Source organism: Limosilactobacillus reuteri subsp. simiae (assembly GCF_020784875.1).
Taxonomy (GTDB): domain Bacteria; phylum Bacillota; class Bacilli; order Lactobacillales; family Lactobacillaceae; genus Limosilactobacillus; species Limosilactobacillus reuteri_H.
The window spans coordinates 58,951-80,397 of sequence record NZ_JAJGUI010000098.1 but is presented as its reverse complement, the minus strand read 5'-3'; the positions used below and the strand labels follow the sequence as shown (position 1 = coordinate 80,397).

The window sequence follows — 21,447 nt, the reverse complement described above, 5'->3', positions numbered from 1 at the left end:
AGTGCTTTATTTGTTTAAAATTTAAAATAAAAAAGCGAAAGATGGTTGGACCCCGTCTTCGTTAAGAAAGGACCATCTTTCATGAACAATTCTATCAGAACTATCTTAGGAATTAAAGATCCCTATCTCAAACTAGATGAAAAGAACTTTGATAATCCAATTGAAGATCAACCTAATCAAATCATTGTCCATCTTATCCAAACTTATCCTATGCATTGCCCACGATGTGGACATTTAATGTGTAAGAATGGCTATAAAACAGTTAATTGCTTGGGACCAGAACTTCACTTTAAACCAACAATCTGGTCGATTAAAAAGCAAAAATATATCTGTAAAGCTTCCTCTTCTTGTCCTGAAGTAATTACTAAATTAGCGGCTGTTAGAGATATTAATTATCATGATCATATCTCTTTGGCGATAAAACAACGAGCCATGATGCTTCTGACGAAAAATGAATCACAAAGTGATTTAGCCAAAGAACTAAATGTCTCGAACTGGACAATTAGACGAGTCATTACAAACCTTGATCAATTCTTCAAACCTAACTATCATTGGTTGCCTCGCCATATTGCTTTTGATGATTTTAAATCTGGTCGCTTTGCGCCCAGTGGAATGAGTATGATTCTAATGAACATTGAAAATAAACGGACACTTGACATTATCCTGTCACGAAAAAATAGTTATTTGCGGAACTACTTTCTTCGATATGACCGTTCAGCACGCCTAGCAGTTCAAACAGTAACAGTTGACTTATACACTCCATATCGTCACTTAATTCATGAACTCTTCCCTCACGCTATAATTATCGCTGATCATTTTCACATCGTTGCTCAAGCGTATCGTGCATTAAATAAAATCAGGATTCAAGTAATGAATCGTGCTGGTGCTGCCACTCATGAGTGGCGTGCACTTAAGCATTTTTGGAAATTACTCTTAACACCTGCTAATGAGCTTAAATATAATAATTATTGGTCAAGACGTAACTTTAGTTACGCTCAATTAACCGATGTTGAAGTTATTCACCGTCTCCTAAGTTTTGATAATGAGTTAAAAAAAGCTTATGAATACTATCAAGACTTAATTATGGCGATTGCTCATCGTAGGAAGGAAGAATTAAAAAACTTACTCGTAATTAAATGGACACACCTTCCGCAAGCACTACAGAAAGTTCAGCGTACCCTTCGTAGTCATAAACAAGAAATCTATAATAGTTTCAAATATGACACCTATACAAACGGTCCTGTTGAAGGAACCAATAATAAAATTAAAGTTATTAAACGAACTGCTTATGGCTTTCGTAATTTCTTTAATTTCCGGATTAGAATTCTTCTTGCATTACCAAATACCTATATCGCAATAAATTGGCGAAATAAACAAACAGCTCATGCCAAAGTCCAGGCACAAGCTGCTTAGTAAAATTATTTTATTTTCTCATCAGTACTTCTTGACAAAGAGCCAAAATAAAAAATCACTTACCATTGAAGTGCACGAGGGTTTCCCGCATTCAAGCTAGACTAGGGTTTCCCCACCATCGTAACGCTCTATACTATCAATGATAGTGATTCTTTATTACGTATTTAGTTTATGTGAACAAATTAATTAGTCCACTAATTCAAGAATAACCATTGGTGCACCGTCACCACGACGAGGCATAGTCTTCAAGATGCGTGTGTAACCACCGTTACGATCTGCATACTTTGGAGCAAGTTCTTCAAAAAGGTTTTGAAGAGCAGATTGTACACGAATATCATCGCCATCTTCCTTAACATCAGCAACAACATTACGTACAAAAGCGGCAGCCTTACGACGAGAAGCTAAATCACCATGCTTAGCAAGTGTAATCATCTTATCAGCGGTCTTACGAACTTCCTTAGCACGTGCTTCAGTAGTGGTAATACGACCATTAACGATTAAATCTGTGGTTAAATCACGTAATAAAGCCTTACGTTGTGAACTTGTACGTCCTAATTTACGGTAACTCATAAAGTGGTTCCCTCCTTTGCAATTGGTATATTAATTAGTCGTCTTGGCGAAATGAAACACCAAGATCATTTAATTTAAGTTTAATTTCTTCTAACGACTTTTGTCCTAAGTTCCGAACCTTCATCATATCAGACACTGTTCTATCAGTTAATTCCTTAACAGTATTGATACCAGCTCGCTTCAAACAATTGTAAGAACGTACAGAGAGATCAAGCTCTTCAATAGTCATTTCAAGCATCTTCTCTTTGTGTGTTTCTTCTTTTTCAACCATCACTTGAGCATTTTGAGCTGTTTCTGTTAAATCAACAAACATAGCTAAGTGTTCAGTCAAAATCTTCGCACCTAGACTAACTGCTTCAGTTGGTGTTAATGAACCATCAGTCCAAACATCCAGCGTTAACTTATCATAATCGTTACGCTGACCAACCCGTGCATTTTCAACAGTGTAATTTACACGTTCAATTGGGGTATAGATGGAATCAATCGGTAAAACACCAATTGCTAAATCATCCATCCGGGCCTTATTATCGTTAGCAGAAAGGTAACCGCGACCCTTATCAGCAGTTAACTTGATGTGTAATTCTGCGCCATCAGCAACAGTTGCAATATGCAGATCAGGATTTAAGATTGTAACTTCATTATCACCCTGGATATCACTTGCAGTTACTTCAGCAGGTCCTTTAACATCTAATTCAAGATTCTTTTGATCCTCAGAATCAAGCTTCAAAGAAACTTTCTTAAGATTTAGGATAATCTGCGTAACATCCTCAGTTACACCTTCAACAGTGCTAAATTCATGTAAAACACCATCAATTTGCATACTCGTAATCGCTGCACCTGGCAAAGATGCAATTAATACACGCCTTAACGAGTTACCGAGAGTGGTTCCATAACCGCGCTCAAGTGGTTCTACGACAAACTTACCGTAGTTATCTGTTTCTTCAACTTTGTGAATATTTGGCTTTTCAAATTCGATCATTCTATCCTTGTACCCCTTTCAAAACGTGGTTCGTATTTGAGACAAAAAGGCAATTGATGGAAATAATTGTCTCCAGCAATGTCAATTAAACACGACGACGCTTTGGAGGACGAGAACCATTGTGAGGAACAGGTGTTACATCACGAATAGCAGTAACTTCCAATCCAGTTGCTTGAAGTGCACGGATAGCAGCTTCACGACCTGAACCTGGACCCTTAACTTCAACTTCAACAGTCTTCATACCATGTTCCATAGCTTGCTTAGCAGCAGCTTCTGAAGCCATTTGAGCAGCAAATGGAGTGGACTTCCGACTTCCCTTAAAGCCTAAAACACCAGCTGAAGACCATGCTACAGCGTTACCTTGAACGTCAGTAATCATGATCAAAGTGTTATTAAATGTTGAGTGAATGTGCGCAACACCAGTTTCAACATTCTTTTTTGCACGACGCTTACGCGTACCTTTTTTGGTTGCCATATCTAGTACTAACCTCCTTTTTTATAAAGTTAAACTACTTCTTCTTATTAGCGATAGCTACAGCCTTACCCTTACGAGTACGAGCATTGTTCTTAGTGTGTTGACCACGAACAGGTAGGCCACGACGGTGACGCATACCACGGTATGATCCAATTTCTTGAAGACGCTTGATATTCATTGAAACTTCACGCCGTAAATCACCTTCAACTTGAATTTGATCTACTTGTGCACGAATCTTTTCTTCTTGATCTGGAGTTAAATCACGAACACGGATGTCTTCTGATACACCAGCATTTTCAAGAATCTTCTTAGCAGTAGAATCACCAATACCAAAAATATATGTTAAGCCGATTACGATTCGCTTGTCACGAGGTAAATCGACACCTGCAATACGAGCCATGAGCTACACCTCCATTTCTCTATAAAATAAATTACTTACCTTGACGTTGCTTATGCTTTGGGTTAGCAGAGCAAATAACCATAACACGACCGTTACGCTTAACGATCTTGCAGTGCTCACACATCTTTTTAACAGATGGTCTTACTTTCATTCTAAAATCCTCCTATTGAGAGTAATTGATCAATAACTACTTGAACCGGAAAGTAATCCGACCCTTTGTAAGGTCATATGGAGACATTTCTACTTTAACACGATCCCCTGGTAAAATTTTAATGTAGTGCATCCGAATTTTACCAGAAACATGTGCTAAAATTTCTGCTCCGTTTTCCAATTCAACTTTAAACATTGCATTAGGCAAAGTTTCAGTTACTTTACCTTCTACTTCAATTACATCGGCTTTTGCCACGAAATAGTACCTCCTTACCTATTCTAGATATTACGTAAAAATGGTGGAAAGTATAAAACTTCCCACTACTCAGATAGATAAACCTTGCATAGTTTAGCATATGTTTACAAACTTCGCAAGAGATAACTATTATCTAGTTTAGGTTTGTTAATACTTTCTTGATATCTTCGTAAACTTTATCGATATCTTGTTCACCATTAATTTCGTGCAAAACACCTTTCTTTTGGTAATAGTCTACCAGTGGTGTGTTCAACTTAATATTAACATCTAGACGATTCTTAACCGTTTCAGGCTTATCATCATCACGCTGATAAAATTCATGATGACCACAAACGTCACATGTGCCTTCAACTTTAGGAGCATTGTAAAGCTTATGATACGTTGTTCCACAGTTACGGCAAATAAAACGTCCACTTAAACGTTCTACCAATACATCCGGTTCAACGTGAATATTGATCACAGCATCAAGATGCCGATTACTCTCTGCTAACATCTTATCCAAAGCGGCTGCTTGGTTAAGATTACGAGGAAATCCATCCAGCATAAAGCCATCTTTAGTATCATCTTGAGCTAACCGTTCCTTAACGATACCGTTAGTAACTTCGTCCGGAACAAGTTCACCTTTATCAATATATTTCTTAGCTTCAATTCCCATGGGAGTTTCATTCTTTATGGCTGCCCGAAAAATATCTCCAGTTGAGATATGAGGAATTGGAAAATCTTCAACGATCTTTTGAGCTTGAGTACCTTTACCGGCACCTGGAAGACCCATTAATACAAGATTCATACTCATTAGTCATTTCCTCCTTTAGGTTCTCGAATAAATCCAATATATTCGCGCTTCATTGTTAGTCCGTTTAACTGCCGAACAACATCTAAAGCAATTTGTACGATAATCAGTAAGCTTGTACCACCTAAACCAATTGACTGACTTAGGTTCCATACGTTACTTGCAATTAACGGAATTAAGGAGATCAATCCTAAGAATAATGAACCTACTGTACTCAATCGCATTAACAATGAAGAAATATAGTCTTGTGTACCCTTTCCAGGACGCACTCCAGAAATATAACTTCCTTGCTTTTGCAAATTCTCAGCAAGTTTTTCTGGGTTAACCTGAACAAAGGCATAGAAAAAGGTAAATACAACAATCAAAAATACATACAGTGCGATCCCAGGACCAGATTGCATGTTAAAAATGGTCGTCATGATTTGATACCAACTATCCCCACCATGGTTTTGCTGGAAAGCCATAAGAATAGTTTGCGGGGTTGAGATAAAAGAACCAGCAAAAATAACAGGAATAACACCTGATACGTTAATCTTCAAGGGAAGATAACTACTGGATGGTGAAGTAGTGGTTCGTCTTGTGTATTGAATTGGTAGACGTCTTTCTGCCTGTTGTACCCATGTAACAAACGCTACAATAATTAAAATTGCAACAATAACAAGAGTAACAAATCCAATTCCCATCCACAAAGCAGAACCAGATTCACCAGCAATTTGGTCATCCCATAACTGACGAATTCCACCTGGCATTTGCGCAACAATACCAGCAAAAATTAACATGGAAACACCATTACCCAACCCACGTTCAGTAATCATGTCTCCCATCCAAGTAGCAAACATTGTACCTGCAGTTAAAATTAAACCGATTGTTAAATACGTTTGAACACCAGGGTGATTAACCAAACGAATAGTACTCAATGCATTAAACCCGGCGGTAATACCGATTGATTGGATAAATCCAAGTACAATCGTTAACCATCGGGTTGCTTGATTAAGTTTTCGCCGTCCTACTTCTCCTTGTTTACTCCATTCAACAAAACGCGGAACAATATCCATTTGTAATAGTTGAACAACAATTTGCGCAGTAATATATGGAGAAACTCCCATTGCAAATAAAGAGTAATTCTCCAATCCACCACCACTAAAGGTATTGAGGATTGATGCTAAACCGGTTGAGGAGATTTCCTGCAAAGCAGCAGCGTTAACTCCAGGAACGGTAATCGCTGCCCCAATCCGATAGACAATCAATACAAACAATGTAAAGAAAATCTTTTTACGGATATCTTTTACCTTGAATGCATTTTTGACGGCTGTGAACAAACTACATCACCTCAGTTTTACCACCAGCAGCTTCAATTGCAGAAACTGCAGAAGCAGAAAACTTATTAGCCTTAACAGTTAATTTCTTTTCAAGCTTACCGCTACCAAGAATCTTGATGCCGCTCTTCAAGTTCTTAACTAAGCCACTTTCCATCAATAATTGTGGAGTAACTTCTGTACCATCATCAAACTTGTTTAATGATGCCAAGTTAACAATTGCGTATTCTTTCCGGTTAATGTTGGTAAATCCACGCTTTGGAATTTGCCGGTAAAGTGGCATTTGACCCCCTTCAAATCCTAAACGGGTCTTTCCATGAGCCTTTTGCCCTTTAGTACCACGTCCAGATGTAAAACCGTGTCCTGATGAAAGGCCACGACCCTTACGAAGACGCTTAGAACGAGAACCAGCAGCTGGCTTCAATTCGTTTAACTTCATTAGTAGGCACCTCCTTATTATTTAATTTTAATTACTTAACTTCTTCAACAGAAACCAAGTGAGCGATCTTAAAAATTTGACCGCGTGTTGCCGCATTATCTGGTAAGATAACTGAGCTATTGATCTTACCTAATCCCAATGCCTTAACAGTACGACGTTGAGTAGGTTGTCGGTGGGCAACACTGTGAATTAAGGTAACTTTTACTTGAGCCATAATTTAGTGCCCTCCTTATTCTGCTAAGTGGTCTACTGAAACACCACGTAACTTTGCAACTTCTTCAGCGTTCTTTAATTGCTTCAAACCTTCAAATGTTGCACGAACAACATTAACAGGTGTGTTAGAGCCAAGACGTTTAGAAGTAACGTCCGCAACACCGGCAAGGTCCATAACATTACGAACCGCACCACCGGCAGCAACTCCAGAACCTTCAACAGCTGGCTTTAACATGATCTTTCCACCGCCGTATACACCAATAACTTCGTGTGGAATAGTAGTTCCAACGATAGGAACAGTAATCAAGTTCTTTTCAGCAGCTGCTTGAGCTTTACGAATAGCTTCTGGAACTTCTTGAGCCTTACCAGTACCAAAACCAACATGACCTTTACGGTCACCAACAATTACTAAAGCAGCGAAACGCATACGACGTCCACCTTTTACAACCTTAGTAATCCGGTTGATGGCTACAACTTGATCGTCTAAATCCAACTTTGCTGGATCAATGAATTCTGATGATGCCATTGCAGGTTATTCCTCCTTTTTTTAGAATTTAAGTCCGTTTTCACGAGCAGCTTCAGCCAAGGCTTGAACACGTCCATGGTAAAGGTATCCACCACGATCAAACACAACTTCAGTAATGTTCTTTTCGTTAGCGCGTTTAGCAATTAATGCTCCTACACCACTAGCTTGTTCAGTCTTAGTCTTTCCACTTACTTCACTATCATTTGTGGAGGCACTTGCGAGCGTCACACCCTTTACGTCATCAATTAATTGAGCGTAAATGTTTTTGTTTGAACGGTAAACACTTAAGCGTGGGCGCTCCGCAGTACCAGAAATCTTACCGCGAACGCGTAAATGACGACGTTGACGGATCTTGTTCTTGTCTGGTTTAGAAATCACAACAGTCACCTCTTATTATATTAATTATATTAAATAAAAGAATGTTAAATAATCTTTTCAGATTACTTACCAGTCTTACCTTCCTTACGGATAATGTGTTCGTTTTCGTAACGAATACCCTTACCTTTGTATGGTTCAGGTGAACGTACAGCACGAACTTCAGCAGCAAAATTACCAAGGTGTTCCTTGTTAATTGAGCTTAATTCGATAGTAGTATTGTCAGGTACGTTAATTTCAACATCTTCTGGCTTATCCATTTCAACTGGGTTTGAGTAACCAACAGTTAAAATCAACTTGTTACCTTTGAGTTGAGCACGGTAACCAACACCAACAAGCTTAAGAACCTTCTTGTAACCATTAACAACACCTTCAACCATGTTGTTAACATTAGCACGAGTAGTTCCGTGTAACATCTTTAACTTATTAGTATCAGCATCACGATCAAACTTTACAACGTTACCATCAATAGTCATTTTGATTAATGGTGAAATTTCACGAGATAAAGTACCTTTAGGACCTTTAACAGTAACTACATTACCATCTTGAGAAATTTCAACACCACTTGGCAAATCAATTTCTTTGTAACCAATACGACTCATCTTTGCACCTCCTATCTAATATTCGTTTTTTACCAAACGTAAGCGATAACTTCGCCACCAATTTTCTTGGCACGAGCAACTTTATCAGTAACAACACCTTCAGATGTTGAAATGATAGCAATACCTAATCCATTAAGAACCTTAGGCACAGCATCTGACTTAACGTATGTACGTAAACCAGGCTTAGAAATGCGCTTTAAGCCAGAAATAACACGTTGACCGTCATTACCGTACTTTAAGAACACACGGATGATGCCTTGCTTGTTATCATCAACGTATTCAACATCGCGAATGAAACCTTCGTTTTTTAAGATTTCAGCGATGTCCTTCTTCATCTTTGATGCAGGTGCTTCTACTGATTCGTGTTGAGCCATGTTAGCATTACGAATACGAGTTAAGAAATCTGCAATTGGATCACTCATAGACATCGATGTTTTCCTCCTTTTGTCGGTTTTTTTGTTTACCAGCTAGCCTTCTTCAAACCAGGAATTTGTCCTTTGTGGGCAAGTTCTCGTAAGCAAATCCGGCATAGGTGGAATTTACGGTAAACAGAGTGCGGACGTCCACAACGTGCACAACGCGTGTATTCACGACTTGAGAACTTAGCTGGACGGTTGCACTTAGCAATCATTGATTTTTTAGCCAATTTGTGGAACCTCCTTTATTTAGCAAACGGCATACCGAGTTGAGCAAGTAATTCGCGGGATTCTTCGTCAGTTTGTGCAGTTGTTACAATAACAACATCTAAACCACGAACTCGGTTAACTTTATCATAATCAATTTCTGGGAAAATTAATTGTTCATGGATACCAAGAGTGTAATTACCACGACCATCAAATGCCTTGTTACTTACACCATGGAAATCACGAACTCGTGGCAATGCCACATTAACTAATTTATCTAAGAAATCATACATACGTTCACCACGTAAGGTTACCTTAGCACCAATTGACATACCTTCACGAAGACGGAAACCAGCAATTGATTTCTTAGCCTTAGTAATTAAAGGCTTTTGACCAGAAATCAAGCCAAGTTCTTCAACAGCTTCATCAAGATTCTTGGAGTTAGTAGTTGCATCCCCAACACCCATGTTTAAAACGATTTTGTCAATCTTTGGTGCTTGCATAACTGAAGAGTAGTTAAACTTTTCAATTAATGCTGGACGAATTTCATTTTCGTATTTAGCTTTCAAACGGTTTTCCATTAGAAGTTATTCCTCCCTTCCTTAAAAATTAGTCAAGTGTCTTACCTGACTTCTTCGCAACACGAACCTTCTTACCATCAACGAACTTGTAACCTACACGAGTTGGTTCATTTGTTGAAGGATCAATCAGCATTACGTTTGAAGCATTAATTGCAGCTTCTGTATCAATAACGCCACCATTAGGGTTTGAGTTGCTTGGTTTTTGGTGTTTCTTAACGATATTTACACCTTCAACGATAACGCGGTTTTGAGAAGCCAGTACCTTTTTAATAGTACCTTCTTTGCCTTTATCCTTACCAGCGATTACGCGAACCTTATCACCTGTTTTAATGAACATGTTGATTGTGCACCTCCTTATTTTCGGTAAAATCTTTAGAGAACTTCTGGAGCTAATGAAACGATCTTCATGAAGTCGTCTCCACGAAGCTCACGAGCGATTGGGCCAAAAATACGGGTACCCTTAGGGCTCTTGTCGTTGTTAATTAAAACAGCGGCATTTTCATCAAACTTAATGTATGAACCATCCTTACGGTGAATACCATGTTTAGTCCGTACAACAACGGCCTTAACAACGTCACCCTTTTTGACAACGCCACCTGGTGTTGCCTGCTTTACAGTAGCAACAATGATGTCACCAATATTACCTGTTTTAACTCGGGAACCACCTAAAATCTTAATAACTAAGATTTCACGAGCACCGGAGTTATCAGCGACCTTCAACCGACTTTCTTGTTGAATCACGGTTAATGTCCTCCTTCCATTTACAAATAAGAATTAGAATACGAATAATTTTTAGAGTTATCTGCTAAATTAAAGGGTAGCAGCTTTTTCGACAATCTTTACAAGACGGAAACGCTTCTTAGCTGATAATGGCCGAGTTTCCATAATTTGTACAGTGTCGCCGGTCTTAGCTTCGTTGTTTTCATCGTGAGCATAGTACTTCTTTGAGTACTTAACACGCTTACCATAGATAGGCGCACTCTTGTAAGTATCAATTACAACAGTGATAGTCTTATCCATTTTATCAGAAACAACGTGGCCTTGGTAAACCTTACGTGCATTACGTTCTTCACTCATGCGCTAATCCTCCTTTTCGTATTCTTATTTGTTTAATTCTTGTTGACGAAGAACTGTCTTAACCCGTGCAATATCTTTGCGTACTTGCTTAAGACTTGCAGTATTTTCCAACTGGCCGGTTGCTAATTGGAAACGTAAGTTAAACAATTGTTCCTTCAGTTCCTTTTCACGGTCAAGTAGCTTATCAGTGGTTAATCCATTCAGTTCTTGTACATAATCTTTACTTTTCATTAGATTGTCCACCTACTTCCTCACGTTGTACGATCTTAGTGCGAACTGGCAACTTGTGACCGGCAAGACGTAAAGCTTCACGAGCGACTTCTTCAGAAACGCCCCCTACTTCAAACATTACCTTGCCACGTTTTACTGGAGCAACCCATCCTTCAGGAGCACCTTTACCGTTACCCATCCGGACCCCAACACCTTTACTAGTGTATGAGAGTTGTGGGAAGATTTTAATCCAAACTTTCCCACCACGCTTCATGTAACGCGTCATAGCGATACGAGCAGCTTCAATTTGACGGTTGCTAATCCAATGTGAATCAAGAGCTTGTAAACCAAATTCACCAAAAGTAACAGTTTTACCACCCTTAGCTTCACCGCGCATATGACCACGTTGAACCTTACGGTGCTTTACACGTTTTGGTACTAACATGTGTTACTTCCCTCCTTGTTCATCATTGTTTGAGTTCTTCTTAGTAGGAAGTACTTCACCACGGTAAATCCAAGTCTTTACACCAAGAACACCGTATGTAGTGTTAGCTTCGTCCCAAGAATAATCGATATCAGCACGGAGTGTATGCAATGGAACAGTACCATCTGAGTATGATTCGATCCGTGACATATCTGCACCGTTCAAACGACCAGCAACTTGAGTCTTAATACCCTTAGCTCCAGCACGCATAGCACGTTGCATAGCTCCACGCATAGCACGACGGAAAGCAATACGAGCTTCTAATTGCCGTGCAATACTCTCACCAACAAGGTGAGCATCTAAATCTGGCTTCTTGATTTCCACAATGTTAATGTGAACACGTTTACCAGTTAATTTGTTAAGTTCTTTACGAAGTGCTTCAACTTCTGAACCACCTTTACCAATAACCATTCCTGGCTTGGCAGTATGAATTGATACGTTTACGCGGTTAGCTGCACGTTCAATTTCAACGGTTGATACAGAGGCATCAGCAAGTCGCTTTTCAATATACTTACGGATTCGAAGGTCTTCGTTAAGGTAATCAGCAAAGTCCTTGTCAGCGTACCACTTTGCAGTCCAATCACGAATGACCCCAACACGAAAACCATTAGGATTGATCTTTTGACCCACTATTCATTCCTCCTATCGTTCTGTAACAACCACTGTAATATGACTAGTCCGCTTGTTAATTGGAGAAGCAGAACCCTTTGCACGAGGACGGAACCGTTTAAGAGTTGGTCCTTCATTAGCAAAGGCTTCACTTACAACCAATGAAGCACGATCTAAGTCGAAATTGTTTTCAGCGTTTGCAACAGCAGATTTTAATACTTTTTCAACATCTGAAGCGGCACCACGAGGGGTGAACTTCAAAATAGCAAATGCTTCGGCAACACTCTTGCCACGAATGGCATCTAATACAAGACGAACCTTACGAGCAGAAACCCGTACCATCTTGGCAGTAGCCTTAGCTGACGTAATGTTTTCAGCCATATGTTATTTCACCCTCCTTACTTACCTGTCTTCTTGTCATCAGAAGCATGACCATGGAAAGTCCGAGTAGGAACAAATTCACCTAACTTGTGACCAACCATGTCTTCTTGTACGTAAACTGGCACGTGCTTCCGACCATCATATACTGCAAATGTGTAACCAATAAAACTTGGGAAAATGGTAGAACGACGTGACCATGTCTTGATGACAGTCTTCTTTTCAGAACCTTCTTGCTCCTTAACCTTCTTCAGTAATGAAGCATCAGCGAAAGGTCCTTTTTTCAAACTACGACCCATTTAGTGTACCTCCTCTCGGGTATTAGAACGTATATAAATATTAACGAGTATGTGGACCGCGCTTCCGACCACGAACAATGAACTTGTTTGAACGAGCTTTGTGTGAACGGGTCTTCTTACCAACAGTCTTCTTACCCCATGGAGAAAGAGGAGATGGTAAACCAACTGGTTGCTTACCTTCACCACCACCATGTGGGTGATCGTTAGGGTTCATAACAGAACCACGAACGTGTGGACGTTGACCAGCATAACGAGTACGACCAGCCTTACCTTTAATAATCAAGGCGTGTTCATCATTACCAACAGTACCGATAGTAGCACGGCAAGTAGCAAGGACCATACGAACTTCACCAGAAGAAAGACGTACTAATACGTATTTTTCTTCCTTACCAAGTAATTGAGCTGAGGCACCAGCTGAACGAGCAAGTTGACCACCCTTACCTGGTTTTAATTCAATGTTGTGAATAACAGTACCAACTGGAATGTTCTTTAAAGGAAGAGCATTACCAACCTTGATATCAGCATCAGGACCAGATTGAACGGTCATGCCAACCTTCAAGCCCTTAGGTGCGATGATGTATGATTTAGTACCATCAGCGTAAACAAGTAAAGCAATATTTGCAGTACGATTTGGATCGTATTCAATTGCCTTAACAGTTGCTGGAACATCATCTTTAATTCGCTTAAAGTCAATAATACGGTATTGACGCTTTGTACCACCACCACGGTGACGAACAGTAATGTGACCATAGCTGTTACGACCAGCAGTGTGCTTTAACGGAGCCAATAATGACTTTTCAGGCGTTGTCTTCGTGATTTCAGCGAAGTCGTAACCGTTCATGTTACGGCGACCGTTAGTGGTTGCTTTATATTTACGAATTCCCACTGTTTTTTCCTCCTTTTTTTAATGATTAGTTTTCGTTGTTGTCGTTAAACAACTTAATTTCATTTGAGTCGGCAGATAAAGTAACAATAGCCTTACGACGACGCTTAGTGTATCCTTCGTAACGACCTTGGCGCTTTAACTTACCTTTTACATTCATAATGTTAACTTTTACAACTTTAACGCCAAAAATTTCTTCAACAGCATTTTTAACTTGTGTCTTAGTTGCTCGTAAATCAACATCAAAAGTGTAACGCTTGTTGTCCATACCAGCCATTGAAGCTTCAGTAACTACTGGACGTAAAATAATGTCGCGTGCTTCCATTATGCGAGCACCTCCTCTACTTGAGAAAGAGCTGACTTAGTGATAACAATCTTTTGGTTATCAACAACGTTCAAGATGTTAACACCTGCTGGAGTAACAACTGTAGCATTAGCTAAGTTACGTGCTGATAAAGCAGCATTCTTGTCGTCATCAGTAACAACAACTAATGTCTTTTCAGCAACGTTTAAGTTACCCATAACATCAGCGAATTCCTTTGTCTTTGGTGCATCAAAGTTTAATGCATCAACTACTACAAAGCTGTTATCAAGAACCTTTTGAGAAAGGGCAGACTTGATTGCAAGTTGACGAACCTTACGAGGAAGGCTGTACTTATATGAACGTGGAGTAGGTCCAAAAACAATACCACCACCACGGAATTGTGGAGAACGGATAGAACCTTGACGAGCACGACCAGTACCCTTTTGACGCCATGGCTTCTTACCACCACCGCTAACTGCAGAACGATTCTTTACAGCATGTGTACCTTGACGTAATGAAGCACGTTGACGCAAAATTGCATCAAATACAACATTTTCATTTGGTTCAACACCAAATACTGCATCGTTTAATTCAACAGTACCGTTTTGGCTACCATCTTGTTTATACAAATTAACGCTAGTCATTATTTACTTCCTCCTTTCTTATTATTTATTGTGTTGTTTGCTAAGACTCTTCTTAGTATTAGCCTTAACTGAGTTCTTAATAGTTACGTAAGACTTGTTTGCACCAGGAACATTACCCTTGATGAGTAATACGTTGTTGTCAAGATCAACCTTAACAACTTGTAAGTGTTGCATGGTAACAGTCTTGCCACCCATACGACCAGGGAGCTTCATGCCCTTGAAAACCCGGTTGATAATGGCACCCAATGAACCAGGACGACGGTGGTAACGAGAACCGTGTGCCATAGGTCCACGAGATTGGTTATCCTTATGGATGTTACCTTGGTAACCATGACCCTTGGTAGTACCCGTAACGTCGACAGTTTCACCTTCTGCGAAAACGTCAGCCTTAACTTCGTCTCCGACTTTAATGTCCCCTAATTCAGCGTCGCGGATTTCACCGATGAAGCGCTTAGGGGTCGTGTTTGCTTTTGCTGCATGACCTTGTTCAGGTTTGTTGCTCAAAACTTCCCGCTTGTCATCAAAACCAAGTTGTACAGCACTGTAACCATCGTTTTCAACGGTCTTAATTTGCATTACAACGTTTGGTGTAACATCGATAACAGTAACTGGAACTAATTCACCATTGTCAGTGAATACTTGAGTCATTCCAACCTTTTTACCTAAGATTCCTTTGGTCATGAGTACACCTCCAATTTTATGTTTTATGTATTATTCTTATTCTAACAATTAAAGCTTAATTTCAATATCAACACCACTAGGAAGATCGAGCTTCATTAATGAATCAACGGTCTTAGGTGTTGGGTCAACAATATCGATTAAACGCTTGTGTGTGCGCATTTCGAATTGCTCCCGTGACTTCTTAAATTTGTGTGGTGAACGGATAACAGTGTAGATAGTCCGTTCAGTTGGTAACGGAATAGGACCTGAAATTTGAGCACCTGTCCGCTTAGCGGTTTCAACAATCTTATCAGCAGATTGATCTAAAATACGGTGTTCATAAGCCTTTAACCGAATACGAATCTTTTGTTTTGCCATTATGTTCCCTCCTTCGTCAGATTTAAAATTTGACTAGCTCCGCGGAAATTACCGCCACATCCTGTGGCAAAGCGGCCGGGTGTGTCGCAACCTTCCGCATCAACGCTTCGCAGCTTTCACTCAATAGGGGGTAAGGCAAATCTACCTCCAAAGCTCAAGCACCTATCCATAATACTAAAGAAATGTAATTAGATCAAGGGAAATTTTAGAATATTTTCAATTGAAATATTTTTGTAAAATTTTCTTCCTAAGTTAGTTAAAAATTAGCGATACTAAAATACCATTAATTTTTCTGATGTACTAAAAATTGTTTATTTCTTTTGCCGAAACTCGTTAAACACATTCTACCCGCTATGGGTTTATTTTTTTAATCTGTTGCACTTAGATTGTAAATACTCACTAAACAAAAAAGCTACAGTAATCAAACTGTAGCTTTTTGATGGACTTGAGATCACAATGTCAATAATTAGTTATTGCCACCGTTTTTCTTAATAATATCTTCTTGAACAGACTTAGGAACAGCTGAGTAGTGATCGAAAGTCATAGTGAAGGTACCACGACCTTGAGTAGCTGAACGCAATGCAGTAGCGTATCCAAACATTTCAGAAAGTGGAACAAATGAGTGGATTAATTGAGCATTACCACGTTCTTCCATACCATCAATGGTACCACGACGAGCTGTTACTTGACCCATAACATCACCCATGTTGTCTTGTGGTACAACAATGTCAACCTTCATAATTGGTTCAAGGATAACAGGATCAGCTTTCTTAGCAGCATTCTTAAGTGCTAATGATGCAGCAACCTTAAAGGCAGCTTCACTAGAGTCGACTTCGTGGTAACTACCATCATAAAGCTTAGCATGCATGTCAACAAGTGGGTAACCTGCAAGAACACCATTTTGCATAGCTTCCTTCAATCCTTGTTCAACAGCAGGGATAAATTCACGAGGAACAACACCACCAACAATGGCATCTTCAAATTCGAATCCTTCCCCTTCTTTAAGTGGTGTAAATTCGATCCATACATCACCATATTGACCTTTACCACCAGATTGACGAACGAACTTACCTTGAGCACTTGCTTGCTTGGTAAATGCTTCACGGTAGGAAACTTGTGGCTTACCAACAGTAACTTCAGCATGGAATTCCCGACGAAGACGTTCAACAATGATATCTAAGTGTAATTCACCCATACCAGCGATTAATGTTTCACCAGTTTCAGGGTTAGTTTCAGCTTTGAAGGTTGGATCTTCTTCAGCAAGCTTTTGAAGTCCTTTATCCATCTTGTCTTGGTCAGCCTTAGACTTAGGTTCAACAGAAACTTGAATAACTGGTTCTGGGAAGTCCATTGATTCAAGTTGAAGTGGATTGTCAGGATCAGTTAAAGAATCACCGGTAGTAGTATTCTTTAAACCAATAGCGGCAGCAATATCACCAGAGAACACTTCTGGAATTTCTTGTTGTTGGTTAGAGTGCATTTGAAGCAAACGACCAACACGTTCACGCTTGTCCTTAGTAGCATTAAGAACGTATGAACCTGATTGGAGTGAACCTGTGTAAACACGTAAGAATGTTAAACGACCAACAAATGGGTCCGTAGCAATCTTAAATGCCAAAGCAGCGAAAGGCTTATTGTCTCCAGCAGTTAATTCAACTTCATTTCCTTCAGCATCATGTGCAACGAAAGGCTTAACATCAAGTGGTGATGGTAAGTAATCGATAACAGCATCGAGCATCATTTGGATACCTTTATCTTTGTAAGCTGAACCAGCCAATACAGGGAAGATCTTTTCTTCCAAAGTACCCTTACGAATAGCTGCTTTGATTTCATCAACAGAAATTTCTTCACCTTCAAGGTACTTTTCCATTAAGTTATCATCAATATCAGCTAATGTTTCAACCATTTCGTCATGACGCTTTTGAGCTTCTTCCTTCATATCATCAGGAATCTCAACAGTATCCCAGTTAGTACCGAGCTTATCTTCATCATAAACATAAGCAACCATCTTAACAAGGTCAACTAAACCGATAAAGTCATCTTCAGCACCAATTGGCATTTGAATAGGAAGAGGAGTAACGTTCAAACGATCTTTAATAGTTTGAACAGAATAATCAAAGTTAGCCCCAACCTTGTCCATCTTGTTAGCAAAAACAATACGAGGAACATCGAAATCGTCAGCTTGACGCCAAACAGTTTCAGTTTGTGGTTCAACACCAGCTTGTGCATCAAGAACGGTTACGGCACCATCAAGAACCCGGAGTGAACGTTCAACTTCGACAGTGAAGTCCACGTGTCCTGGAGTATCAATAATGTTGATACGGTGGTCATTCCAAACAGCAGTTGTAGCTGCAGAAGTAATAGTGATACCACGTTCCTTTTCTTCATCCATCCAGTCCATTTGTGAAGCACCATCATGGGTTTCACCAATCTTGTGGATTTTACCAGTATAGTAAAGAATCCGCTCAGTTGCAGTCGTCTTACCAGCATCGATGTGTGCCATGATACCGATGTTACGAGTTTTAGCAAGTGGGTATTCACGTTTATTAGCCATCTTAAAAGAGTATCTCCTTCCGAAATATGGTTATACTTATTTTACCATTCTTTTCAAAAAGGGGTGACGTAATCGATGTTTGAACGTCACCCCTTCACTGAAACTAGTTAAATAACCAGAATCAAATGACAGTGATTATTACCAGCGGTAGTGTGCGAATGCACGGTTGGCTTCTGCCATACGGTGCGTATCTTCACGCTTTTTAACTGAAGCACCAGTATTGTTTGAAGCATCGATGATTTCACGTGCAAGACGTTCAACCATTGTATGTTCACCGCGCAAACGTGCGTATTGAACAATCCAACGAAGACCTAATGTAGTACGACGGTCTGGACGAACTTCAATCGGAACTTGGTAGTTAGAACCACCAACACGACGAGCCTTAACTTCCAAGACAGGCATAACATTTTCCATTGCTTGTTGGAATACTTCAACTGGATCATTACCAGTTTCGTTCTTAATTTCATCAAAAGCAGCGTATAAAATCTTAGTAGCAGTTCCACGCTTACCATCAATCATTAAGTGATCAATTAAGCTAGTAACCAACTTTGAGTTGTACATTGGATCTGGTAAAATTTCACGCTTTTGTACATGTCCTTTACGTGGCATTACTTAACTCCTCCTTAAAATTACTTCTTATCCTTAGGCTTCTTAGCACCGTACTTAGAACGTGATTGCATACGGCCTTCAACACCAGCAGTATCAAGAGTACCACGGATGATGTGGTAACGAACCCCAGGTAAATCCTTAACACGACCACCACGAATTAAAACAACTGAGTGTTCTTGGAGGTTGTGTCCAATACCAGGAATGTAAGCAGTAACTTCGATTAAGTTTGAAAGACGTACACGGGCGTACTTCCGTAAAGCTGAGTTAGGCTTCTTAGGAGTCATAGTACCCACACGAGTAGCAACTCCACGCTTTTGTGGTGATGGAGTCTTAATTTCTTCTTTCTTGAAAGTGTTGTAAACATAACCAAGAGCTGGTGACTTTGACTTGCCCTTGTGGCTCTTACGGCCTTTACGTACCAATTGGTTAATGGTTGGCATTATTTTTTCCCCTTCCTTAATTTAAGTCCACACATCCAGGCGGTTCTTTTTTATGGATAAAAAAAGTCCTGTATGTATTTATACAATTTTTGTGCCTTCGTTGACGCATCTGCCCAACGACAGACACTCCGTTGCTAAAAAAGCACCTTAAATAGACTATCATGCTCACAAATGAATGTCAACGTATCCTTATTGATTTCTTTTAAATCGTTAATTTAAAAGTGAATTTCATTAAAAATTACGTATTTATTTATTAGGAGGGGTTTCATGTTAGTTTTATTATTTTTATTTGGTGCTTCTGTCGCTTCATTTATTACTTCTTGTTGCTATCGTCTAGGCAATAATTACTCTTTAATCATTCCTCAGCGGTCATATTGTGACAATTGCCATTCTATTTTGCGATGGTGGCATCTCATCCCTATTTTTAGTTTTATCATCCTTCGCGGTCAATGCTTTTATTGTAAGCAAAAAATTAGTTTATATCTGCCTGTAATTGAATTCTTATCTGGGATTGCTTTTATCACTTTCATCAGCTATGAACCTATTCATGACTTAATCATTCTTCTCTTTCTCACTAGCTTAATCTTCTTAACTTCTACTGATTTTTTTAGTCATGTAATCTATTCCTATTCACTATTGGGACTATTTCCTATTTCCTTATTATCCATTCCACAAAATTATTTTTACAATTTGATTTTTGCCTGTATTCTAGCAGTCAGTTTACTATTGTTCACTATTTTTACTAAGACACTAGGAATTGGTGATATTGAATTTTTATTTGTAATATGTCTGATATGGGGATGGTACCAAACACTCATAATTATCCAATGGAGTTCTTTAATCATGCTATACATCTTTTTGTTTACAAGAAAAAACAAACTACCATTTATCCCCGCACTAGCTTTCACTACTATTCTGTGTCTTCTTATACAAGGCTGTTAAAAAATAAAAGACCAGGCTACCCTAGTCTTTTACAATATTTAATTAGTATCATCTTTTACTGGTTTGAGTTTTACTACAAATAAGTTTTGCCCAAATTGAGCGAGGTTTTCAATATTTTGTAGTAATAAGAGCAACCAAGAAAAAGCTAAGCCAAATTCAAATAATTCGAATGCAGTTAAAGAAAGATAATCAGTTAACTTAAAAACAATATATTCGATACTCATTGCGGCTCCAATCGTATAAGAAATCACCAAAAATTGTTTAGTGACTTCGGGTAGAACCCACCTAATAACTACAATCAGAATTAGCATAATATAAACAAGCCACATTGAAATTCTGTCATGTAAAACGTGAAATTCTGGATTATTGGGAAAAAGACCAATAGAAGCAATACAGATAGCTAGCATAATTAACAGCCACCGCAATACTTGAATTTTATAACCGTGATACCGACGTTGAATATTTACAAACAAGTAATCAACTAAAGCAATCATTAGTAATCCAGTAAAAATCAAAGTTATATTAAATTGCAGACTGGTGGAATTTTTTGCCGTTCCTAAAAAACTAAAATTATAACGCCACCAATCTCGTTTAGAATTCGTCAGCATTGAAAAAAGCATTCCACCAATGATCATTATTGTTAATAAATTGGTGATAACTCCCGATGATAATGTTAAAGCCAAGTTAATCATAATATAATTTATTGCCGCAATAATTACAAATACAAAAGCAGTTGCTGTATAAATATCAAACCGTGCATCCTTAAACATCTGGCCAAATAGCCAAAAAATTGCCGATAGTGAGAATGCAATGATTAGTCCACATGCAATCGTAATTGTTGGCAAACTCCGCCAATGAAAATCCTTGCTAGGCCCTTTTCCGAGAATTTTAGTAATAATAAAAGTTATCAAAAACGATAGGATTCCACTACATACTCCTAAGATTAATGCACCATTAGCAATGGAATAATCATCACCTGTTATCGGGACCGTGTTAATTTTTCTAGCGCTAAAAAAAGCTAAAAATATTGCAGCTAAAATAATTGAAGGAATCACATACCAGAAAATGTTAATTTTAGGTAGTTGATCACTCACATTTATTGGACGGATGTTAATTTGTTTATGATTAACACTAAGAGAGAGCTCTTCGTTCGTAGAGAAGTCTGTCTTTTTAAATGCTGACTCAGGAATTTCTATCTGATATTTTTTTGCCAAGTAATCACCTCATTTTAAACTAAAAAGGCAATGGCCCCTTCACAGGTTAACCAT

Annotated in this window: 35 protein-coding genes; 2 read left to right on the top strand and 33 right to left on the bottom strand. The window is 38.9% G+C overall.

What is annotated here, in order from left to right; all coding sequences use genetic code 11:
- Positions 1-81 precede the first annotated feature (81 nt).
- A complete protein-coding gene (locus LMC10_RS05140) occupies positions 82-1,413 on the top strand; it encodes an ISL3 family transposase (protein ID WP_229268889.1) in 1,332 nt (443 codons plus the stop codon).
- A 186-nt stretch (positions 1,414-1,599) separates the two neighbouring features.
- On the opposite strand, the gene rplQ is transcribed toward LMC10_RS05140, so the two are convergent.
- From rplQ to rpsL, 32 genes are all read right to left on the bottom strand, one after another.
- Positions 1,600-1,983 carry a 50S ribosomal protein L17 gene (rplQ, locus tag LMC10_RS05135; protein WP_003664528.1) on the bottom strand — a complete coding sequence of 128 codons (384 nt, stop codon included), beginning with the start codon at positions 1,981-1,983 and terminating at the stop codon, positions 1,600-1,602.
- Positions 1,984-2,017: 34 nt separating this feature from the next.
- Positions 2,018-2,962 carry a DNA-directed RNA polymerase subunit alpha gene (locus tag LMC10_RS05130; RefSeq protein WP_003664530.1) on the bottom strand — a complete coding sequence of 315 codons (945 nt, stop codon included), beginning with the start codon at positions 2,960-2,962 and terminating at the stop codon, positions 2,018-2,020.
- 85 nt (positions 2,963-3,047) lie between these two features.
- Positions 3,048-3,437 (bottom strand): 30S ribosomal protein S11, encoded by a 390-nt coding sequence (rpsK, locus tag LMC10_RS05125; RefSeq protein WP_003664532.1) that lies wholly within the window; start codon positions 3,435-3,437, stop codon positions 3,048-3,050.
- A gap of 34 nt (positions 3,438-3,471) precedes the next feature.
- Positions 3,472-3,837 (bottom strand): 30S ribosomal protein S13, encoded by a 366-nt coding sequence (gene rpsM, locus LMC10_RS05120; RefSeq protein ID WP_003668778.1) that lies wholly within the window; start codon positions 3,835-3,837, stop codon positions 3,472-3,474.
- 31 nt (positions 3,838-3,868) lie between these two features.
- Entirely contained in the window at positions 3,869-3,988 is a 120-nt protein-coding gene (gene rpmJ, locus LMC10_RS05115) for a 50S ribosomal protein L36 (RefSeq protein ID WP_003664535.1), read from the bottom strand.
- Positions 3,989-4,024: 36 nt separating this feature from the next.
- Positions 4,025-4,243: a translation initiation factor IF-1 gene (infA, locus tag LMC10_RS05110; protein WP_003664537.1), complete on the bottom strand. Its 219-nt coding sequence runs from the start codon at positions 4,241-4,243 to the stop codon at positions 4,025-4,027.
- A gap of 133 nt (positions 4,244-4,376) precedes the next feature.
- Positions 4,377-5,030: an adenylate kinase gene (locus tag LMC10_RS05105; RefSeq protein WP_278930513.1), complete on the bottom strand. Its 654-nt coding sequence runs from the start codon at positions 5,028-5,030 to the stop codon at positions 4,377-4,379.
- 5 nt (positions 5,031-5,035) lie between these two features.
- Positions 5,036-6,352 carry a preprotein translocase subunit SecY gene (secY, locus tag LMC10_RS05100; RefSeq protein WP_003664539.1) on the bottom strand — a complete coding sequence of 439 codons (1,317 nt, stop codon included), beginning with the start codon at positions 6,350-6,352 and terminating at the stop codon, positions 5,036-5,038.
- A 1-nt stretch (position 6,353) separates the two neighbouring features.
- Complete coding sequence (gene rplO / locus LMC10_RS05095) at positions 6,354-6,788, bottom strand: 50S ribosomal protein L15 (RefSeq protein WP_003664540.1); 435 nt, start codon at positions 6,786-6,788, stop codon at positions 6,354-6,356.
- A 31-nt stretch (positions 6,789-6,819) separates the two neighbouring features.
- A complete protein-coding gene (gene rpmD / locus LMC10_RS05090; RefSeq protein WP_003664541.1) occupies positions 6,820-7,002 on the bottom strand; it encodes a 50S ribosomal protein L30 in 183 nt (60 codons plus the stop codon).
- 15 nt (positions 7,003-7,017) lie between these two features.
- Positions 7,018-7,527 (bottom strand): 30S ribosomal protein S5, encoded by a 510-nt coding sequence (gene rpsE, locus LMC10_RS05085; RefSeq protein WP_003664542.1) that lies wholly within the window; start codon positions 7,525-7,527, stop codon positions 7,018-7,020.
- Positions 7,528-7,548: 21 nt separating this feature from the next.
- Positions 7,549-7,905: a 50S ribosomal protein L18 gene (gene rplR / locus LMC10_RS05080; RefSeq protein ID WP_003664543.1), complete on the bottom strand. Its 357-nt coding sequence runs from the start codon at positions 7,903-7,905 to the stop codon at positions 7,549-7,551.
- 62 nt (positions 7,906-7,967) lie between these two features.
- Entirely contained in the window at positions 7,968-8,504 is a 537-nt protein-coding gene (gene rplF / locus LMC10_RS05075) for a 50S ribosomal protein L6 (RefSeq protein ID WP_078009227.1), read from the bottom strand.
- A 29-nt stretch (positions 8,505-8,533) separates the two neighbouring features.
- Positions 8,534-8,932 (bottom strand): 30S ribosomal protein S8, encoded by a 399-nt coding sequence (gene rpsH, locus LMC10_RS05070; protein ID WP_003664546.1) that lies wholly within the window; start codon positions 8,930-8,932, stop codon positions 8,534-8,536.
- 32 nt (positions 8,933-8,964) lie between these two features.
- Entirely contained in the window at positions 8,965-9,150 is a 186-nt protein-coding gene (locus tag LMC10_RS05065; RefSeq protein ID WP_003664547.1) for a type Z 30S ribosomal protein S14, read from the bottom strand.
- 15 nt (positions 9,151-9,165) lie between these two features.
- Positions 9,166-9,708, bottom strand: a complete 543-nt coding sequence (rplE, locus tag LMC10_RS05060; RefSeq protein WP_003668784.1) for a 50S ribosomal protein L5 — start codon at positions 9,706-9,708, stop codon at positions 9,166-9,168.
- Positions 9,709-9,736: 28 nt separating this feature from the next.
- The gene (gene rplX / locus LMC10_RS05055; RefSeq protein ID WP_003664549.1) at positions 9,737-10,045 is read right to left on the bottom strand and encodes a 50S ribosomal protein L24; all 309 of its coding nucleotides are present in this window, start codon (positions 10,043-10,045) and stop codon (positions 9,737-9,739) included.
- Positions 10,046-10,080: 35 nt separating this feature from the next.
- Positions 10,081-10,449, bottom strand: coding sequence for a 50S ribosomal protein L14 (rplN, locus tag LMC10_RS05050; RefSeq protein WP_003664550.1), 369 nt, complete (start codon positions 10,447-10,449; stop codon positions 10,081-10,083).
- Between the two features lie 69 nt (positions 10,450-10,518).
- Positions 10,519-10,785, bottom strand: coding sequence for a 30S ribosomal protein S17 (rpsQ, locus tag LMC10_RS05045; RefSeq protein ID WP_003664551.1), 267 nt, complete (start codon positions 10,783-10,785; stop codon positions 10,519-10,521).
- 24 nt (positions 10,786-10,809) lie between these two features.
- The gene (gene rpmC, locus LMC10_RS05040; protein WP_003664552.1) at positions 10,810-11,016 is read right to left on the bottom strand and encodes a 50S ribosomal protein L29; all 207 of its coding nucleotides are present in this window, start codon (positions 11,014-11,016) and stop codon (positions 10,810-10,812) included.
- Entirely contained in the window at positions 11,006-11,440 is a 435-nt protein-coding gene (gene rplP, locus LMC10_RS05035) for a 50S ribosomal protein L16 (RefSeq protein ID WP_003664555.1), read from the bottom strand. Before rplP ends, rpmC begins: the two co-directional genes overlap by 11 nt.
- A gap of 3 nt (positions 11,441-11,443) precedes the next feature.
- Positions 11,444-12,109, bottom strand: a complete 666-nt coding sequence (gene rpsC, locus LMC10_RS05030) for a 30S ribosomal protein S3 (protein WP_003664556.1) — start codon at positions 12,107-12,109, stop codon at positions 11,444-11,446.
- 12 nt (positions 12,110-12,121) lie between these two features.
- Positions 12,122-12,469, bottom strand: a complete 348-nt coding sequence (gene rplV, locus LMC10_RS05025) for a 50S ribosomal protein L22 (protein WP_003664558.1) — start codon at positions 12,467-12,469, stop codon at positions 12,122-12,124.
- 17 nt (positions 12,470-12,486) lie between these two features.
- Positions 12,487-12,765, bottom strand: a complete 279-nt coding sequence (gene rpsS / locus LMC10_RS05020) for a 30S ribosomal protein S19 (protein ID WP_003664560.1) — start codon at positions 12,763-12,765, stop codon at positions 12,487-12,489.
- A 40-nt stretch (positions 12,766-12,805) separates the two neighbouring features.
- A complete protein-coding gene (gene rplB / locus LMC10_RS05015; RefSeq protein WP_003664563.1) occupies positions 12,806-13,651 on the bottom strand; it encodes a 50S ribosomal protein L2 in 846 nt (281 codons plus the stop codon).
- A 25-nt stretch (positions 13,652-13,676) separates the two neighbouring features.
- Positions 13,677-13,973, bottom strand: coding sequence for a 50S ribosomal protein L23 (gene rplW, locus LMC10_RS05010; RefSeq protein WP_003664564.1), 297 nt, complete (start codon positions 13,971-13,973; stop codon positions 13,677-13,679).
- The gene (gene rplD / locus LMC10_RS05005; RefSeq protein ID WP_003664566.1) at positions 13,973-14,596 is read right to left on the bottom strand and encodes a 50S ribosomal protein L4; all 624 of its coding nucleotides are present in this window, start codon (positions 14,594-14,596) and stop codon (positions 13,973-13,975) included. Before rplD ends, rplW begins: the two co-directional genes overlap by 1 nt.
- A gap of 21 nt (positions 14,597-14,617) precedes the next feature.
- On the bottom strand, positions 14,618-15,277 hold the full coding sequence (gene rplC / locus LMC10_RS05000) for a 50S ribosomal protein L3 (protein ID WP_003664567.1): 660 nt from the start codon (positions 15,275-15,277) through the stop codon (positions 14,618-14,620).
- 48 nt (positions 15,278-15,325) lie between these two features.
- Positions 15,326-15,634 carry a 30S ribosomal protein S10 gene (rpsJ, locus tag LMC10_RS04995; RefSeq protein WP_003664569.1) on the bottom strand — a complete coding sequence of 103 codons (309 nt, stop codon included), beginning with the start codon at positions 15,632-15,634 and terminating at the stop codon, positions 15,326-15,328.
- A 466-nt stretch (positions 15,635-16,100) separates the two neighbouring features.
- Positions 16,101-18,188 carry an elongation factor G gene (gene fusA, locus LMC10_RS04990; RefSeq protein ID WP_003674892.1) on the bottom strand — a complete coding sequence of 696 codons (2,088 nt, stop codon included), beginning with the start codon at positions 18,186-18,188 and terminating at the stop codon, positions 16,101-16,103.
- A 138-nt stretch (positions 18,189-18,326) separates the two neighbouring features.
- On the bottom strand, positions 18,327-18,797 hold the full coding sequence (gene rpsG / locus LMC10_RS04985; RefSeq protein ID WP_003668788.1) for a 30S ribosomal protein S7: 471 nt from the start codon (positions 18,795-18,797) through the stop codon (positions 18,327-18,329).
- A 20-nt stretch (positions 18,798-18,817) separates the two neighbouring features.
- A complete protein-coding gene (gene rpsL, locus LMC10_RS04980; protein WP_003664576.1) occupies positions 18,818-19,237 on the bottom strand; it encodes a 30S ribosomal protein S12 in 420 nt (139 codons plus the stop codon).
- Positions 19,238-19,504: 267 nt separating this feature from the next.
- Here rpsL and LMC10_RS04975 point away from each other — a divergent pair, with 267 nt between their 5' ends.
- Positions 19,505-20,179: a prepilin peptidase gene (locus tag LMC10_RS04975; protein ID WP_229269115.1), complete on the top strand. Its 675-nt coding sequence runs from the start codon at positions 19,505-19,507 to the stop codon at positions 20,177-20,179.
- 38 nt (positions 20,180-20,217) lie between these two features.
- On the opposite strand, the gene LMC10_RS04970 is transcribed toward LMC10_RS04975, so the two are convergent.
- Entirely contained in the window at positions 20,218-21,393 is a 1,176-nt protein-coding gene (locus tag LMC10_RS04970) for a DUF998 domain-containing protein (RefSeq protein ID WP_078009233.1), read from the bottom strand.
- Between the last annotated feature and the right edge of the window lie 54 nt (positions 21,394-21,447).